At 44.7% G+C, this 17,415-nt stretch carries 13 protein-coding genes and 2 tRNA genes; 10 read left to right on the top strand and 5 right to left on the bottom strand.

Annotated features, from left to right (window positions below; all coding sequences use genetic code 11):
- The first annotated feature begins 62 nt into the window (after positions 1-62).
- From MUCPA_RS36135 to MUCPA_RS14120, 4 genes are all read left to right on the top strand, one after another.
- Positions 63-1,094: a sensor histidine kinase gene (locus MUCPA_RS36135; RefSeq protein ID WP_008507227.1), complete on the top strand. Its 1,032-nt coding sequence runs from the start codon at positions 63-65 to the stop codon at positions 1,092-1,094.
- A 9-nt stretch (positions 1,095-1,103) separates the two neighbouring features.
- The gene (locus MUCPA_RS14130; RefSeq protein WP_008507226.1) at positions 1,104-1,787 is read left to right on the top strand and encodes a LytR/AlgR family response regulator transcription factor; all 684 of its coding nucleotides are present in this window, start codon (positions 1,104-1,106) and stop codon (positions 1,785-1,787) included.
- 97 nt (positions 1,788-1,884) lie between these two features.
- A complete protein-coding gene (locus MUCPA_RS14125) occupies positions 1,885-2,772 on the top strand; it encodes an ABC transporter ATP-binding protein (protein ID WP_008507225.1) in 888 nt (295 codons plus the stop codon).
- 22 nt (positions 2,773-2,794) lie between these two features.
- On the top strand, positions 2,795-6,442 hold the full coding sequence (locus MUCPA_RS14120) for an ABC transporter permease/M1 family aminopeptidase (RefSeq protein ID WP_008507224.1): 3,648 nt from the start codon (positions 2,795-2,797) through the stop codon (positions 6,440-6,442).
- Between the two features lie 107 nt (positions 6,443-6,549).
- Here MUCPA_RS14120 and MUCPA_RS14115 read toward each other — a convergent pair.
- Both MUCPA_RS14115 and MUCPA_RS14110 read right to left on the bottom strand, forming a co-directional pair.
- Positions 6,550-6,622, bottom strand: a tRNA-Met gene (locus MUCPA_RS14115).
- A 117-nt stretch (positions 6,623-6,739) separates the two neighbouring features.
- Positions 6,740-6,816, bottom strand: a tRNA-Met gene (locus MUCPA_RS14110).
- 146 nt (positions 6,817-6,962) lie between these two features.
- On the opposite strand from MUCPA_RS14110, the gene era reads away from it, so the two are divergent.
- Together era and der are read left to right on the top strand one after the other, a co-directional pair.
- Positions 6,963-7,841, top strand: a complete 879-nt coding sequence (gene era, locus MUCPA_RS14105; protein WP_008507223.1) for a GTPase Era — start codon at positions 6,963-6,965, stop codon at positions 7,839-7,841.
- 255 nt (positions 7,842-8,096) lie between these two features.
- Positions 8,097-9,398, top strand: coding sequence for a ribosome biogenesis GTPase Der (gene der, locus MUCPA_RS14100; protein WP_008507222.1), 1,302 nt, complete (start codon positions 8,097-8,099; stop codon positions 9,396-9,398).
- Between the two features lie 610 nt (positions 9,399-10,008).
- Here der and MUCPA_RS14095 read toward each other — a convergent pair.
- On the bottom strand, positions 10,009-10,839 hold the full coding sequence (locus MUCPA_RS14095; protein ID WP_217220491.1) for a 5'-methylthioadenosine/adenosylhomocysteine nucleosidase: 831 nt from the start codon (positions 10,837-10,839) through the stop codon (positions 10,009-10,011).
- 20 nt (positions 10,840-10,859) lie between these two features.
- Positions 10,860-12,161, bottom strand: a complete 1,302-nt coding sequence (locus MUCPA_RS14090) for an NCS2 family permease (RefSeq protein ID WP_008507220.1) — start codon at positions 12,159-12,161, stop codon at positions 10,860-10,862.
- 110 nt (positions 12,162-12,271) lie between these two features.
- On the opposite strand from MUCPA_RS14090, the gene MUCPA_RS14085 reads away from it, so the two are divergent.
- Complete coding sequence (locus MUCPA_RS14085) at positions 12,272-13,039, top strand: hypothetical protein (RefSeq protein ID WP_008507219.1); 768 nt, start codon at positions 12,272-12,274, stop codon at positions 13,037-13,039.
- A 26-nt stretch (positions 13,040-13,065) separates the two neighbouring features.
- Here MUCPA_RS14085 and MUCPA_RS14080 read toward each other — a convergent pair whose 3' ends face one another.
- Positions 13,066-14,652 (bottom strand): S41 family peptidase, encoded by a 1,587-nt coding sequence (locus tag MUCPA_RS14080; protein ID WP_040625949.1) that lies wholly within the window; start codon positions 14,650-14,652, stop codon positions 13,066-13,068.
- 116 nt (positions 14,653-14,768) lie between these two features.
- On the opposite strand from MUCPA_RS14080, the gene murQ reads away from it, so the two are divergent.
- From murQ to MUCPA_RS14065, 3 genes are all read left to right on the top strand, one after another.
- The gene (murQ, locus tag MUCPA_RS14075; protein WP_008507216.1) at positions 14,769-15,587 is read left to right on the top strand and encodes an N-acetylmuramic acid 6-phosphate etherase; all 819 of its coding nucleotides are present in this window, start codon (positions 14,769-14,771) and stop codon (positions 15,585-15,587) included.
- A gap of 57 nt (positions 15,588-15,644) precedes the next feature.
- A complete protein-coding gene (locus tag MUCPA_RS14070; protein ID WP_008507215.1) occupies positions 15,645-16,211 on the top strand; it encodes a hypothetical protein in 567 nt (188 codons plus the stop codon).
- Positions 16,212-16,677: 466 nt separating this feature from the next.
- Complete coding sequence (locus tag MUCPA_RS14065) at positions 16,678-17,409, top strand: Bax inhibitor-1/YccA family protein (RefSeq protein ID WP_008507214.1); 732 nt, start codon at positions 16,678-16,680, stop codon at positions 17,407-17,409.
- The last annotated feature ends 6 nt before the right edge of the window (positions 17,410-17,415 follow it).

The raw sequence follows: 17,415 nt of genomic DNA, 5'->3' as shown, positions 1-17,415 counted from the left end.
AGCCAGAGTAAGTTCGTCCCTGAAATTTCATTAATTTAAGCGAATACACTATCATTGGCCGAATGAAAATAACAGCAAGCTTAAAGAATTCAACTTTGTACAAAGAGTGCGGCATTGCCTTGACCACCTGGTTGCTGCTGTTTTCATTTTTACTTTTCCAGCAACCCCGTTCAGAACTGACCGGCTATGTGGCCCTGGTTTTTCCATATGCCATTGTATTTTACTGGTTTTGTTATGCGAAGCTGATCCCGGGCATTATCCGGAAACAACAGGATTACCGGATCTACCTGCTGAAAGTGATCTTGACGATCGCGCTAACGGCACTGCCGATTATCGCCGCGACCAGTAAGCTGGCTACCGGCTTATACCTATTTGCCGGCATATTCACCCTGGCCTTTCAGTTGGTGTTTACGGCCCCCATTGCGTGGGAGGTCTATCATTACCGGCTCAGGACAGGGAAAGAGATCAACCGGCTCAAAATAGCTTTGGGAAGATCCGACGCTAATTTCCAATTTCTCCAGTCCCAGATCAACCCGCATTTTCTGTTCAATGCCTTAAATACCTTACTGGGTACGGCCATGCAGGAAAAAGCGGAACGGACCGGGGAAGGTATCCAGATGCTGGGCGACATGATGCGGTTCCTGTTGCATGAACAGGGAAAGGAATTCATCCCGCTAAAGCATGAAATAGATTACCTGCATCGTTTTATTGCCTTGCAGAAACTACGGATCCGAAGATCGCCTAATATCCTTATTGAGATCATGATCGAAGAACCGCCGGAAGAATTGGAGATCTTGCCGATGCTGGTCATACCCTTTATAGAGAACGCCTTCAAGCACGGTATCAGCCTGCGCTTGCCTTCCCGGATCAGTATCAGCCTGAAAACGGAGGCACAGACCTTATATCTCCATGTTAGCAATACGATCCATACCAAAAAAACAAACGACCTGGAAAAGGAGATAGGCGGCATCGGCTTAAAGAACGTCAGGCAGCGGCTTAAACTGATCTATCCGCAGCAACATAAACTGGTGACAGGGGAAATGGAAAATATTTTTTTTGTTAACCTTCAAATCCAATTGACGAAGATAACTTAATTTGGTAGGATGTTAACCTGTATCGCCATTGACGACGAACCGATCGCATTAGAGATCATTAACGCCTATGCGTCGAAAGTTCCTTTCCTTATGCTGAAAGCTGAATTTGAGGATGCTTTTGATGCTATAGCCTGGCTACAGCGTGAACCGGTGGACCTGATCTTCCTGGATGTGAAAATGCCCGATATATCGGGCCTGGAGTTTTACAACAGCCTGAACAAAAAGCCCCTGGTTATTTTTACTACGGCTTATTCCGAACACGCGGTATCCAGCTTTGAACTGGACGCCGTTGATTTTTTACTCAAACCTTTCTCCCTTTCCCGGTTTATCAAAGCCTGTAATAAAGCCAATGAACTGCATGGCTTCCGTAATGCCGCTTCACCAAAAGACCACTTGTTTGTCAAATCGGGCCAGGAACAGTTGCGGATCGGTTATGATGAGTTGCATTACCTGGAAGCCACCGGGAATTACGTCACCTTCGTCACGGCGGATAAAAAGATAGTGACCCGCATGACGATCACTGAGGCGCGGCTTTTACTCCCGGAAGAAAAATTTATCCGCATCCACCGCTCCTTTATAGCCGCACCGGGCAAAATGGCTAAAATCGAACGGCACCAGGTGACGATGCTGAACAAGGATGTGCTTCCCGTCGGGCTTTCTTACCTTGATACCCTCAACCGGCTAAAAAAATAAGATTATCATTTCGTCCCTGTATAGCCTATGTTCATCCCTGTCGCTGGGCGCATAGTCAAATGCGGGCTATTATTGTTTCAAAATAAACAATCGCCCCATGCAGCTACAAATTAACGCACTATCCAAGTCCTATACGAAGGACGTTCATGCCTTAAAGAATATTTCCTTAACAATCAGTCAGGGGATGTTTGGCCTGCTGGGCCCGAACGGGGCCGGCAAGTCCACGCTGATGCGCACGATCGCCGCTTTACAGGAAGCTGATAGTGGCAGCATCTTTTTGGATGACCTTGACATCCTGAAAAACAAAACAGAGGTGCGGCAAATACTGGGTTACCTGCCCCAGGAGTTTGGCGTTTACCCCAAAATATCCGCCGAGCGGATGCTGGACCACATCGCGCAGCTCAAAGGTGTCGGTGATCAGGGCGAGCGCAAAGACCTGGTGGAAAGTTTGCTGGAACAAGTTAACCTCTACCAGGACCGGAAGAAATACCTGGGCACCTATTCCGGCGGGATGAAACAGCGCTTTGGCATCGCCCAGGCGCTGATCGGCGACCCGAAATTGATCATCGTGGATGAGCCCACGGCCGGGCTTGACCCGGCGGAAAGGAACCGTTTTTATAACCTGCTCAGCAGCCTGGGCGAGCAAACCATTGTCATCCTGTCTACCCATATCGTGGAAGATGTCAGCACGCTTTGCTCCAGTTTCGCAATTATTCGCAGGGGCGAAGTCTTATACAGTGGTGAACCAGAAACTGCGGTCGGTGAAATAGAAGCTAAAATATTCAGCAGGGCCATTAGCAAAGCTGAATTACCGGGTTACCAGGATGCTTTTAACGTCATATCCACGCATTTAAAAACCGGTCAACTGTACATCCGGGTACTACAGGAAACAGACCCGGGAAATGGCTTTGTACCCGTGGCGCCCAACCTCGAAGATGTTTATTTCAGCTATATCACCGCCAGTACCGGGATACCTATTCTTTAAACCAATTAAACTGATCCGATTCATGTTCCTTAAAATATTTTTATTTGAGATCCAAAGCAAGCTGCGCAGGCCTGCGATCTATGTCTATTTTGCTGTCATATTGATGCTGACCGTCGCTTGTTTTGCCAATGGTGCGGTACCTGCGGGGGAAAAAGAGCATTACAATTCGCCCTACCTGATCGCCCAGTGGTTTGCCATGATGAGCATGCTGATGATGCTGATCGCTTCCTCCATGATGGGTACGGCGCTTTACCGCGATATCGAATCGAATACGCACAGCTATTACCTGACCTATCCGATTACCCCGGCCGGGTATTTCTGGGGGCGTTTTTCGGGCTCTTTTTTGTGCCTGCTGCTTACCGGCCTGGCGATACCGGCGGGCATTTATTTAGGCTCTCTGTCCGGCCCTTTTTTAGGGGGGCTGGATAAGGGGAATTACGGGCCGAATCAACTCAGCTATTACCTGCAGCCGTTCCTTTGTATTGCCCTGCCCAACCTGGTATTTACTTCCTGTTTTTTTTTCGGCCTGGTTGCCCTGACCAGGAATGTTAAAGTGATCTATACCGGGGGCCTCATCCTGTTTTTGGGCTATTTTCTGTCCATTTTCTTTTTGGCGCAAACGCATAACGATGCCCTGATCAACCTCTCTGACGCCTTTGGCGTCACTAATATCCGAAATCATTCAGGCAGTATTAGCGCCCTCGATAAAAACAACACGCTGTTCCCGGTGAGCGGTCCGTTCCTGGTGAACAGGATCGTTTGGACGGCTATCGGGATTCTATTCCTTACCTTCGCCTGGTCCAGGTTTAGTTTCACCCGCTTTTTCAGTGGAAGAAAAGTTAAAACACTTAAATTAACTAACACTCAACTAACCGCACTCAATCCTGCGGTGAAAGCGAAAATTAGTTTTGACCGCGCCTATAACCGGCGCACACTATATACGCTGTTCAGAATAGAGTTAAGCAATCTGTTCCGGGATAATTATTTCTGGATCATCATTGGCTGCGGTTTGGCGCTCCTGATTTTTATATTCTGGACGGGAAGTAATACACATGGCGTCCCTGACCTTCCCCGGACGATCGAATTTTTGCAGATCGGCCCCTTCTTTACCTTTATCTTTTTCCTGATTGTTTTCTATATCGGGGAAGCCCTGCACCGCGACCGTAGCACCCGTTACGCTGTGATCGGCGATGCCCTGCCGCCGCCAACCTGGGTGCTGAACAGCGCTAAATTGCTCGCCTTGCTTTTCCTGGGATCATGCCTTGCTTTCCTGCCCCTGCTGGTCGGCGTCCCCATCCAGCTGGCCAAAGGTTTTTACCAGTTCGACTTGCCCCTTTACCTACAGTATATACTAACCGTGATCTTGCCCAAATTATTGGAAATGGTGGTTTTCGGGTACACGGTACATGTCCTGGTGAATAACAAATTCGTGGGCCATGCCGTCGCAATTTCGCTTTGGCTCGCTGTATTCCTATTGAGGGACTCGGGAATATTTGATTATAATTTATTGCTGTATTCTTATACGCCCAATGTATTGTTATCGGATATGGATGGTTTGGGCGATATGGCCGTACCTGTTTATTGGTTTACCATTTACTGGTTGTTCGGCGGGGGACTGCTGGTGATAATCGCTGCATTATTTTATTACCGTGGGATTAGCAGTTCCTTCGTGGAAAGGCTAAAAATGGTTCCCCATCGTTTCGGCACCTATAATAGGATTGCTGCGGGATTGCTGTTCACCGGGTTTATTCTTATCGGAAGCTATATATATTATAACGTCAGTTACCTGAATGTTTTCCTGACCGAAGGCGAGCGCGAAAGCCGGGCGATCACCTATGAAAAGGTGCTGAAGCCCTATGCAGGCCTGCCCTTACCCCGGATCACCCGTATTAAAATGCAAACTGATCTGTATCCTGACCATCGAGCCGTATACATCAACGCCGAAGTCACCATTGTTAACAAAAACGAACGCCCCATCGAAAGTTTATTAATGGATGCTGATGAGATTACCGCTTATACCTTGAAACAGGGCAACGAGGTACTTGCTTTCACTTGTCCGCTGACCTATAAACGCGCGGCATTCAGTTTTTTCAGGCCGCAACGGGATACGGCGGAATTCAGACTCTACCGTTTAAACCGGCCAATTGCCCCGGGCGATTCAACCGTACTACAGGTCCGTGCCGAAATCACCCAGCGCGGCTTCAGCAACAACCTATATATTTCCGACCGTTTACTTAACGGCACCTTTATCACCGCCTTACTGCCGAATTTTGGTTACGACGAAAATGAAGAAGTGAATAACCGGTACGTCCGCAAGAAAAATGGCCTGCCGCTTAAAACCAATGATGATGCGGCCAGCGACGATCCGGGAGCGGTTAATTTGCTGCGCGAAGGCAAAACTACAGGCCTGATCCATTTAGACCTCACTGTGAGCACATCCGGTGATCAGACAGCAGTAGCCCCCGGCGCCTTAACCAACACCTGGCGCAGGAACGACCGTAACTATTTCCACTACAGCCAGCGGCGGACGGGGATTTACGGGCAGTTTTCGATACTGTCCGCGAGGTACGCCACTTTACAGGATAGTACCCGGCTGCCTGACGCACATCAAGTAAACGTTCAATTATTTTATCATCCCCAACACCAGGCCAACGTGCAAGACTTTATGTCGGCCTACCGGGACGGGCTTCGCTATTTTTCAGCAGCCTGGGGCGATTACCCCTTCCAGGATATCCGCCTTGCAGAAACGCCCGATGTCGGCGGGGAGGAAACGTCGATGGCTACACTGGATGTGTACAACGAGCGTTTTGGATGGAATGCAGATTTGAAGGACGGGGATCAAACCAACTATTGCTATTTTGAAACCGCCAGGAACCTTGCTGAGCAATGGTGGCGCTTTCAGGTTGCGCCGAACGCCACCAAAAGCGCGTGGATCATACCGGAAGGGTTGTCCAGGTACGGTGCCCTCAAACTCGCCGAAAGCAAATATGGCAAGAACAATATTAAAAGCTTGCTGCAGCAGCAAGCGGGCACTTATTTCTTTCTTCGTGACCGGCTGCACATCAAAGAAGTCCCTGTGCTTTACGCAAAGGAAGACCGTTGGTCGGGCCTTGCAGGCAAGGCAGGTGTGCTGCTTTATGGGTTAAGTGACCTGGTGGGAGAAGATCGTTTAAATGCGGCCCTGCGCGAATTTAAAAATTCTTATGCTTTTAAAAAGGACCCGCCCTATGCCGGCAGTATAGACCTGTATAATTGCATCAAGAAACAGGTGCCCGAAGCATTCCAGTATTACCTAAGGGATAACTGGGAAAAAGTTACTATATATAACAACCAGGTAAACACGCTAAACGTGGCATCAACGGGGAGCAATAACAACTTCCTTGTTACCCTCGAGGTTAATGTAGCTAAGGTTTACCTCGACAGCCTGGGCAATGAAACGCCTGCAAGGTCTATGAATGATTTTATTGATATAGGTGTATTTGCAGCGGATACCAAAGGCCGTAACGGCCGCACGCAAAGCAATCCATTGGTGTTCCGGAAATACTGGCTCAGTGCAGGTAAGCATGTAATTCAAATGACCGTCCATGGCAAACCGACTTATGCGGGAATCGATCCGATGAATAAATTGATAGATAAGCGACCTGAAGATAATATTAAAGTTTTTAGATAAATAAAGTACCGAAATCAATCAGGTTAAATTGCACCGCAAATTGCACCGCACAAAAAATAAAAACCCTCATAATAAATTGACAGTCAATTTATTATGAGGGTTTGAGGTAGCGGGAGCAGGACTCGAACCTACGACCTTCGGGTTATGAGCCCGACGAGCTACCAACTGCTCCATCCCGCACTATTTTATTATTTATTCCATTGGGGCATTACGCCAAATCGTGTTGTTACATGGTCAACAATCCATTTGTTTTGAATTAAAAAGCCTTTAGTCTTTTGCTAAAGGCTCTTTATTCTTTGGGTAGCGGGAGCAGGACTCGAACCTACGACCTTCGGGTTATGAGCCCGACGAGCTACCAACTGCTCCATCCCGCACTATATTTTCTCGTTTTTTAACTGGTTCATTACTCCAAAACGAGTGTCCCAACAATCAAAGTGCAATTTGTACCTTTTTTAATTGGGACTGCAAAGATATAATTCGTTTCTTTGCAGTGCAAATAAAATCACAAATATATTTTTACATGAGTCACCGCGCAGGTTTTGTAAGTATTATTGGCAAACCCAATGCAGGTAAGTCAACCCTGATGAACGCTCTTGTGGGCGAAAAGATGTCAATCATCACTCCCAAAGCACAAACAACCCGTCATCGTATCCTCGGTATTGTTAACGAAGAAGACTACCAGATTGTTTTCTCGGACACGCCCGGAATTATCAAACCGCATTACGCCTTGCAGGAAACCATGATGCACCAGGTATCCGGCTCGCTCGTTGATGCGGATATGGTATTGCTGGTTACCGACATTAACGAGAAGTACGACGAGAGCGATGTAATGGATAAGCTAAAGGGCAGCACAGCGCCTTTGGTAGTTATCATCAATAAAATTGACAAATCCGACGAGGAAACGGTTAAGCAAAAAATAGCTTACTGGGAAGAGACCTTAAAACCAACAGCAGTTTTTGCTATTTCGGCTTTGCTCAACCATAATGTGCAGGCCATTATGAATCTTGTTCTGGATAGTCTGCCTGAGCATCCCCCTTATTACGAAAAGGATTTTTTAACCGACCGTAACGATCGCTTTTTTGCTTCGGAGATTATCCGCGAAAAGATTTTCAAAATCTACGAAAAGGAAATTCCATACAGTACGGAGGTCATCATCACGGCATTTATCGAAGATCCGAAGATATACAGGATCAGCGCCGAAATTATTGTGGAACGCGATTCGCAAAAAAATATCCTGATAGGCACCGGCGGCGAAATGCTGAAGAAAGTAGGCACCTACGCCCGTAAGGATATGGAAGAGTTTTTCCAGCGGAAAGTTTTCCTGGAAATGTTTGTTAAAGTTATCCCCGACTGGAGAAGTAAAAAAAATTACCTGAAAAAATTCGGGTACGAAGATTAAGTGAGATGGGAGCTATCAGATGTGAGATTTGAGACCGAACGGTTTTACTCATCCTGAATTCTCTTATTTTAAAACACCAAACAGATTTGAGCTACCAGATTTGAGACCAGGATGGTTTTATCTTATCTGGGCCTCGTGTCTGAAATATTTAAACAGATTTGAGCTGTTAGATTTAGATTCCAGAACGATACATCGTAATTTTGTATAGCGCTCATATCTCAAGTTTAACGTCTCACATCTCATATCAAAATAAAAATGAGTAACATAGTAGCCATAGTAGGTCGCCCGAATGTGGGTAAATCCACCTTATTTAACCGTTTAATTGAAGCCCGCAAGGCGATAGTTGACGACTTTAGCGGTGTAACCCGCGACAGGCATTACGGCGTTTCGGAATGGACCGGACACGATTTTACCGTGATAGATACAGGCGGCTACGTAGCCAACTCCGACGATGTTTTTGAAGCGGCAATCCGCGAGCAGGTGATCATTGCTATTGAAGAAGCAAGTGTTATTTTGTTTATGGTGGACGTAACCACCGGCATTACCGACCTTGACGATGAAATAGCTACCTTTTTACGGAAAAGCAAAAAACCAGTTTTTGTAGTATCAAACAAAGTTGATAATAATAGTCAGCAAGTGGAGTCGGCAACCTTTTACGGCTTTGGCCTGGGCGATATCTACAACATCTCGGCCATGACAGGTTCCGGCACCGGCGAATTGCTTGACGAAGTTGTTAAAACTTTTGAAGATGTTCCGTTAGAGCAAAACACCTTACCAAAATATACCATTGCCGGAAGGCCTAATGTGGGTAAATCATCCATCATTAACACCCTGCTGGGGCATGATCGTAATATTGTTACCCCTATTGCCGGCACCACCCGCGATTCGATCCATATCCACTATAACCAATTCGGGCATGATTTTATGCTGATCGATACGGCTGGGATGCGTAAAAAAACCAAGGTAAAAGAGAATATCGAATTTTACTCGGTAATGCGTACCATTAAAGCCATCGAAGAATCGGACGTAGTGATCCTGATGATAGATGCCGTTGAAGGTATTGAAGCACAGGATGTGAACATCTTTCACCTGGCCGAAAAAAATAAAAAAGGCATCGTTATTGTAGTTAATAAATGGGACCTGATAGAGAAGAACAATAAGACCACCAAAGTTTTTGAGGATCTGATCCACCAGAAAATAGCGCCATTTACTGATGTACCCATCGTTTTTACCTCGGTTTTAGAGAAACAACGTATTTTTAAGGCGATTGAAGCAGCCAATAAGGTTTATGAAAACAGGAACAAAAAGATCCCAACCTCAAAACTGAATGATGTAATGCTGCCCATTATTGAAAGCTTCCCGCCGCCTGCCATTAAGGGTAAATATGTTAAAATTAAATACGTAACCCAGATCAGCGGTATTGCGCCGATGTTCGCGTTCTTCTGTAACCTGCCGCAGTATATCAAAGAACCTTATATGCGCTTTATTGAAAACAAGCTGCGCGAGAATTTTGATTTTCAGGGTGTGCCGATACAGATATTTTTTAGGCAGAAGTAAAGGGGCTTTAATGGCGTTACTATAAGTTATTGATAACTAATATAGTATTGTCCTTACGAAGTACGAAGCAATCACGAACAAAGCAAGGCGAACCTGCCAGCGTGCGATTGCTTCGTACCTCGCAATTACAATGTTTGAGATACCTTTCAAAACGTATCCCTACTTTTTTTTCGGGTGCCAAATTGTTACCTGCATATAGAACTTGCAAAGCAGCTCTGCCTACGTAGAGATTGCGTCGTTCCTCGCAATGACGACGGTTTAAGCAACTTATAATCAATACAAAATTACCATTCTAAGATTCAATCCGGAATACCGAAAAAAAAGAGTGATGACGTTTTAACCTCGTAGATTTTTTGGTGCCGAGGCAAAAGCGGGCAAAGGCCAGACTGCACGCCGGGCCGGGAGTTGGCCTTGCGGGTGGAAGGATCGGGCAGTCTTGACTTTTTTGGTTCTTTTTGTGTCAAGACAAAAAGAACAAAGCCCTTCACGCGGCGATTGAGCGTGCCGATGCTATAAATTAAGAATACTGATTATTAGAGCAAAAACAGACGCGCTGATAATCATAAACTTAAGTAGACGTCATTATAAAGCCCCCCCACATCTTCAAACTTCACATCCCCAATCCCCCTACAACAGCCATAACCAAGCTTGCCGAATTATGTGCCGCTGTTTGATAAAACGCGGCCACATCATCTTTAGCATTGTTACTGGCATTGTCGCTCAAACTCCTGATCACCAGGAAAGGCGTTTTTTGTTGCCAGCAGGTTTGCGCTACTGCCGCGCCTTCCATTTCGGTGGCTTCGGCATTCATGGTTAACCTTAGTTTTTTTGTGGCTTCGTTTGATGAAACAAAAACATCGCCTGTTACGATGATTCCAGTTACTATTTTAGGTGTCCGGCTGCCGCTCCCAACTTTTTTCAGCGTCAGTCTGCCGCTAACCTCTTGCGCTACCTTAACCAGTTTTGGATTACACGGAAAGTAGATGGGGTTTTCTTCCGCGTTATCTTGGGTGCGGGTGCCTCGCCTCATCATGCTGTCGGGTGTAATCGTGCCATAATCATGATAGGCAATCTTATTGCCTATCACCAGATCGCCGGGAGAGAGGCCGGGATTTACACCGCCTGCTATGCCGGTAAATAGTAACTCTTCCGGCTCAAAATGTTCCAGCATTAAAGTAGTGGTGATAGCCGCGTTAACCTTGCCCATACCTGTAGAGGCTAAAACTACATGTCTTCCATTGAGTGTACCTTCGGTAAAACGGATATGCTGAAAAATCATCTCTTTTTTATCCAGGATTAAATCATGTATCAAAGTCACTTCGGCGGGGAAAGCTCCTAATATGCCGGTGATGGGTTGGGACTTTACTGTTTGCGCAGATGCCAGCCCGGTAACCATGCAGAAAAACCAAATTAAGAGTGGACGTGCCATTATTTTCATCATGAAATTTATTTTTTTTTAATTTATGCCAGCACCAAAGCGGCAATAGCGAAAGCATCAATAACCCATAAAGCCGGGCTAACAACCTTAGCCTTGCCGCAGAAAACCTTTAAAAGTGTATAACTTAAAAAGCCCCAGATGATGCCTTGTGTAATAGAGTAAGTAAAAGGGATTAGCACCATAGCCAAAAAAGCTGGGATGGCATCATCAAGAACGGTCCAGTTAATTTTAGTTACTGCCTGTACCATAAATACGCCCACCAGCACCAATGCCGGGGCCGTGGCAATGGCCGGGATAACCGATAACAGCGGGGCTAAAAATAGGAAAGGTAAAAACAGCAAAGCACCAACAACCGCGGTTAAGCCTGTGCGGCCACCGGCCTCGATGCCCACTGCCGATTCAATATAAGCCGTACCGGGGCTTGATCCAACCAAGCCTGCCAGGGTTGTTGATACGGCATCGGTTAACAAGGATTGCTTCACATTGCGCGGCTCGCCATCTTCATCCAGCAGATCGGCAGCTTCGGCCAAACCAATAAAGGTGGAAAGGCTATCAAACATATCCGTAAATACAAACGCGAATATCACCGGCATAAACGACCATTTAAGCGAGTTAACCAAATCCATTTTAAACAGCAAGCTAAAGTCCGGCATGGCAAACATCCCTTTCCAGTTGAGTAAAGGCATGGCACCACCCCAGTAGCGCCCAATGGGATAGGCTGCCAGTGTAATCAATAGGATGCTTATCAATATCGCTCCCTTTACCTTGCGTGTAATTAATACGGCCATTAAAAGCAAGCCCAATAAAAAAGTGACAAGGGTTGCATCCAGCTTGCCAACGCCTATCATGGTGGCAGGGTTGGCTACTAAAAATTTGGCATTGGCAAAACCTATCAAGGTGATAAACAAACCTATCCCGGTGGTAATGGCATAACGGAGTTGCTTCGGGATAGCCTTAATAATGTAGGTACGGATATTAAATATCGATAGCAGCAAAAATACAATGCCCGACCAGAAAACAGCACCCAGCGCTACTGGCCAGGGGATCTTCATCCCGATCACCACGGTAAATGTAAAAAAAGCATTGAGGCCCATACCGGGCGCAACCAGGATGGGGTTTTTGGCGTACAGGCCCATCATCAGGCTACTAAAAAAGGATACCAGTACGGTGGCCGTTAATACCGCGGCAAAGGGCATACCCGCCTGGCTCAGTACAGATGGGTTAACTACGATGATGTACGATGTTGCCAAAAATGAAGAGATCCCTGCAATAACCTCTGTTGAAATATTGGTTTTGTTAGCTTCTAAATTAAAAAATGGCTTCATACAATGTCTTCTGCCCTAAATATATTAAATAGCGGGCAGGTTGGCAAATACGATAATTGCTTATCTTTATTTCATAATACTGATCTACCAATCTCGTACAAAGCTAAATTATGATAACCCGCAGGCTAATCCTTTTAACTTTATTGCTTTCGTTTAATGTACTTAAACTTTATGCCGGATGGTACGAATGTTATAATTTCAAGGGTACCATAGCAAAATATCCAATCACACTATCGATACAGGTAGAGAACGGTTATTTTGGAGAGCGCGACAAAAAGGATTTCAACATCGTTGGTGTGTACAAATATGATGAGCATAATGAACCCATATCCCTGGAAGGAAAAATAAATTTCAAAACAAACAAGGCGCTATTGTACGAAGTATCGGGAACAAAACATAGCGCGGTGTTTGAGTTCCAGTTTTCGAAAGCTGAGTGTAATGGTACCTGGAAAAGCCTGAACACCAATAAACCATTGCCATTGCATTTAAAATTTACCGCGCAATTGCTGGACACTGCGGAAACTGATGAATACAGCCCTATTGAGATACTTCAAAGCAATTCGTTAAAGGATTTTTATTTTATGGGAATTTACTCAAAGAAAAAAGGGGAGGCAAAGGCTCAAATGGATCGGCTTGAAATTGTCCGCAAGAAAGATAATTCTATTTTTCAGACGATTGATTTTTCGAAAATTGAAAGCCCTACCGGGAATGTTTTTACCATTATTTATGCTAACATACCCATGGTGGATACTAAAACCAACCTATTCCAGGTTTCTAACGATATCGGCAGAACGGGGGGCTTGTTAACGGTCACCTTCAATGCCAAAACACAAAAGTTCAAACTGAATCCCATTCCCGAACTTGACGGGCCAGGCTAACCAACCTCAATAAAAGCACGTATACATCAATTAACAGCGGCCACAGCTTTTTTTAAAGTTTCATCATCCTGGTTAATCGTTTTAAAGTAGGCGTTGTCGCCCCATTTAAAATGGGCCGCAGTAGCCTTAATATAAAGCTTGATGTTGTTTTTTGACCGCCTGATTTCCTGCGAATCCAGTTGCTTTAAGGTTTGGGTAGCATAAACAATAAAATCGGTCAATTCGCGGTCGTTAACATTATAGGCCTTGTTAAAGCTCTCGTAGGTAGCATATTTGCTTAATAGCGGCTGCATTTTTTGTAGTACATAAGCCATAAAAATCTGCCTGTCGTTTAAATCGTACAGCAGCCGGGTTAGTCCTACGGTATCGGCCGGCACAAAAACGTCGGGCATAATACCGCCGCCGCTATACACTTTCCTGCCATTCAGCGTATGGTATTTGGATGGTTTTTTAAATATGCTGTCGTCCATATTATTTTTTGCCGAAAACAACTCGCCTTTCTGCATCCGGTTAGAGAGTTCGTTATGGTAATCCTCCACGCCTGCTTTATACGATTTCTGGATAGATCGCCCAGATGGTGTATAATACCGGGCCACGGTTAAATTAACTGCCGAGCCATCGTTAAACGGAAACTGCTCCTGCACCAGGCCCTTACCAAACGACCGGCGGCCAACAATGGTTGCCCGGTCAAGGTCTTGCATGGCGCCGGCTAAAATTTCGCTGGCCGAGGCCGAGTACTCATCAATCATAATAGCCAGTTTTCCTTTTTCAAAACTGCCGCTATCGGTCGAAAAGTAATCCGTACGGGGTTCATGTAAGCCCTTGGTAAATACAATCAGCTGGCCTGCGGGTAAAAACTCATCTGCCATGGCGGTGGCAGCGCTTAAATACCCCCCGCCGTTGTTGCGCAGATCGAGGGCTAATTTTTTCATCCCCTGGGCCTTTAGCTTTTTTACCTCGGCCTGGAAATCCCTGTCGGTAGTGGACGCAAACTTGCTGATCTTGATATAACCTGTTTCGGTGTTGATCATGTAAGCCGCATCGAGGCTGCTTAAATTAACATGCCCGCGCACAACTGTTACCGGGATTAATTTTTCCGTATTGGGGCGCACCACGCCTAAGCTCAAACCGGTATTTTTAGTACCTTTAAACGCTTGGCTAACAACATCAGGTGTTAAATGCGTACCCGAGAATTTTTTTCCGTTTAACCTGATAACCCGGTCGCCGCCAGTTAGTCCGGCTTTAGCAGCCGGTCCCCCGGCGTAAACCTGGGTAATAAACAAAGTATCATGGAGTAACAGGTATTCAATGCCGATGCCGTTAAACCCTCCCTGGAGCTTCTCGTTTACCGACTGTGCCCGTTGTGCTGGTAAATAAAGCGAATGGGGGTCCAGATTTTGCAAAAACTGATTCACAGTTTGCCCTTCCAGGCTGTCGATATTAACGGAATCCACATAATTATCATGTACAAGCCTTACCACCTGGGTTAATTTATCATTATTATTAAAAATAAATCGGCGCCCGCCTAACATTGTATTATTTACATAAATACCCATTATAGCGCCTATTATCAGCAATATCAGAGTTCTTAATATGGTTGAAATTGAGTTCATTAATATGTGTAACGGCCACTAAATTAAACATTACCCACTGGAAGCAATAATTTTTATAAATTACAACGTTAAGTATCAGGAAAATTTATCGAATTTTGCTACTACAAGTATTAACAGTGAAAATAACTACAGAAAAAGATTCGTACTACCATAATCTTGAAAAGATGTCGGTGACAGAAATGCTGCACAGCATTAATCAGGAAGATAAAACAGTGCCTGATGCGGTAGAAAGAGCTATTCCTCAGTTGGAAAAACTGGTAAGCATAACTGCCCAAAGGATGAAGCTGGGAGGTCGGCTTTTTTATATCGGCGCGGGCACCAGCGGAAGGCTCGGTATTGTTGATGCTTCCGAATGTCCGCCAACGTACGGCGTTCCTTTTGATTGGGTAATTGGTATTATAGCCGGTGGCGATAGCGCTATACGTAAAGCTGTTGAGTTTGCCGAGGATGATACCGAACAGGCCTGGAAAGATTTACAGCAGTATAACATTAACGACAAAGATGTTGTGGTGGGTATAGCGGCATCGGGCACAACGCCCTATGTCATCGGCGGCCTTCGTATGGCTAACCAAAACAATATTGTAACGGGCTGTATCGTTTGTAACGTTGGCGGCCCGGTTGCCAAAGAGGCCCAGTATCCTGTTGAAGTGATGACTGGCCCTGAGTTTGTTACCGGTTCAACCCGGATGAAAGCCGGAACCGCCCAAAAGCTGATACTGAATATGCTGAGTACTTCGGTGATGGTACAGTTAGGGCGTGTTAAAGGCAACAAAATGGTTGACATGCAGCTATCAAACCACAAGCTGATTGACAGGGGAACCCGTATGATTATGGACGAAACCGGCGCCGATGTGCAAACAGCTGCTGAACTACTGGAAAAATACGGCAGCGTACGCAAAGCCGTAGATCAGTATATGCACATCAATAAAGTTTAGCTTTTGCTAATAAAAAATAAAGATTAAAATCCCTGTTGGGGAGTTGCTGGAGGGTTTATGCACGAGATAGAACCATATTACCGCTGGAGGGACGATTACATTGCATCGGAGGATGAGCATTCGCCTTTTTATGCAACGGAGTATAACGAGTTTGAATTTGATAAGCAGGTATATAATTATTTGCTGCACCCCCAGTGGGACTCATTTGGCTCCAATACGCTTTACCTGAAAGTGCTTTTTACCGATTACGACCGCAACTATGCCATCATTGAGTTTATAGGTGAGTGGAATGATGCGATTGACAATGACATTATGCTGCTGAAACGCGAAATTATCGAACTGATGATCAGCGAGGGCATCAATAAATACATCCTGATTGGCGAGAACGTATTGAACTTTCACTCATCCGACGATTGTTACTACGAGGAATGGTTCCAGGAGGTTGAAGATGGCTGGATAGCCGGAATCAATTTCAGGGAGCATGTCATCGAAGAATTTAAGCATAACAATATCGATTATTACATCAATTTTGGCGGAGTGCTCGACGAATTAAACTGGCGTACCCTAAAACCCCTACAGGTTTACAAAAAGGTAGAAGAGCAACTGGTAAAACGCCTTAATTAGCTAAAATAATAACCAGTGGTACCAATATGTAAACCCACTAATCAAAAAATCAGCGTAATCAAAAAAATCATCTCATAATCAGTGATCCAAAATCAGACGTGCATGCCAATCAAAAAATCAGCGTAATCAAAAAAATCATCTCATAATCAGTGTTCCAAAATCAGCGTAATCAAAAAAATCACCTCATAATCAGTGGTCAAAAATCAGCGTAATCAAAAAAATTACCTCATAATCAGTGGTCAAAAAATCAGCGTAATCAAAAAAATCATCTTATAATCAGTGTTCCAAAAATCAGCGTAATCAAAAAAATCATCTCATAATCAGTGTTCCAAAATCAGCGCAATCAAAAAAACATCTCATAATCAGTGATCCAAAATCAGTGTAATCAAAAAAATCATCTTCTAATCAGTGGTCCAAAAATCAAATACTTATCGTTAACTTTGGTTAACAATTAATTTTATACAAAATGGATAATAACAATTTAAATTACACTTACGATAAAGTGATCCAGGTGGACGACGCCTCTGCATCACGTAAGTTTATAGCTAATGTATTTTTATGGATGTTTGTTGCCCTGGCTATTTCATCCATCGCGGCTTATGAGTTTGGAACTAACGAAAGCCTTTTACGTTTGCTGATCAATTTTGAAACCGGTTCAAGAACAGGCTTGGGAACGTTGGTGATGTTTTCGCCATTGGCATTCGTTCTAATCATGTCATACGGCATGAACAAGTTGTCTTATCCGATATTGGCTGTACTTTTTATATGCTTTGCAGCATTGTTTGGTATGAGTATCAGCTATATTTTGTTGATGTACACAGCAAGCTCTGTACTTGGCGTATTTGTTACAGCATCCGTAGTGTTTGGTGTAATGGCTGTTGCCGGATATACAACCGATCAGGATCTTACTAAGTTTGGCTCTTTAATGATCATGGGCCTTATCGGGATCGTGATTGCGTCGCTGGTAAACATGTTCCTAAAAAGTGAGCAATTGGGTTATATCATCAGCTACATCGGCGTTGCTGTATTTGTAGGTTTAACTGCTTATGATGTTCAAAAATTAAAACGCATTGGTGCATCAGAAGAGTATGGTGATGCCACTAAGTCAAAATTGGTTTTAATGGGCGCGCTAACCTTATACCTTGATTTTATCAATCTGTTTTTAATGCTATTGCGCATTTTCGGCAGAAGAAGATAAGCTTAC

This window comes from Mucilaginibacter paludis DSM 18603 (assembly GCF_000166195.2).
GTDB classification, from domain to species: domain Bacteria; phylum Bacteroidota; class Bacteroidia; order Sphingobacteriales; family Sphingobacteriaceae; genus Mucilaginibacter; species Mucilaginibacter paludis.
Note: the sequence above shows the minus strand (reverse complement) of the source record. Positions and strands in the feature narration are given on the sequence as shown.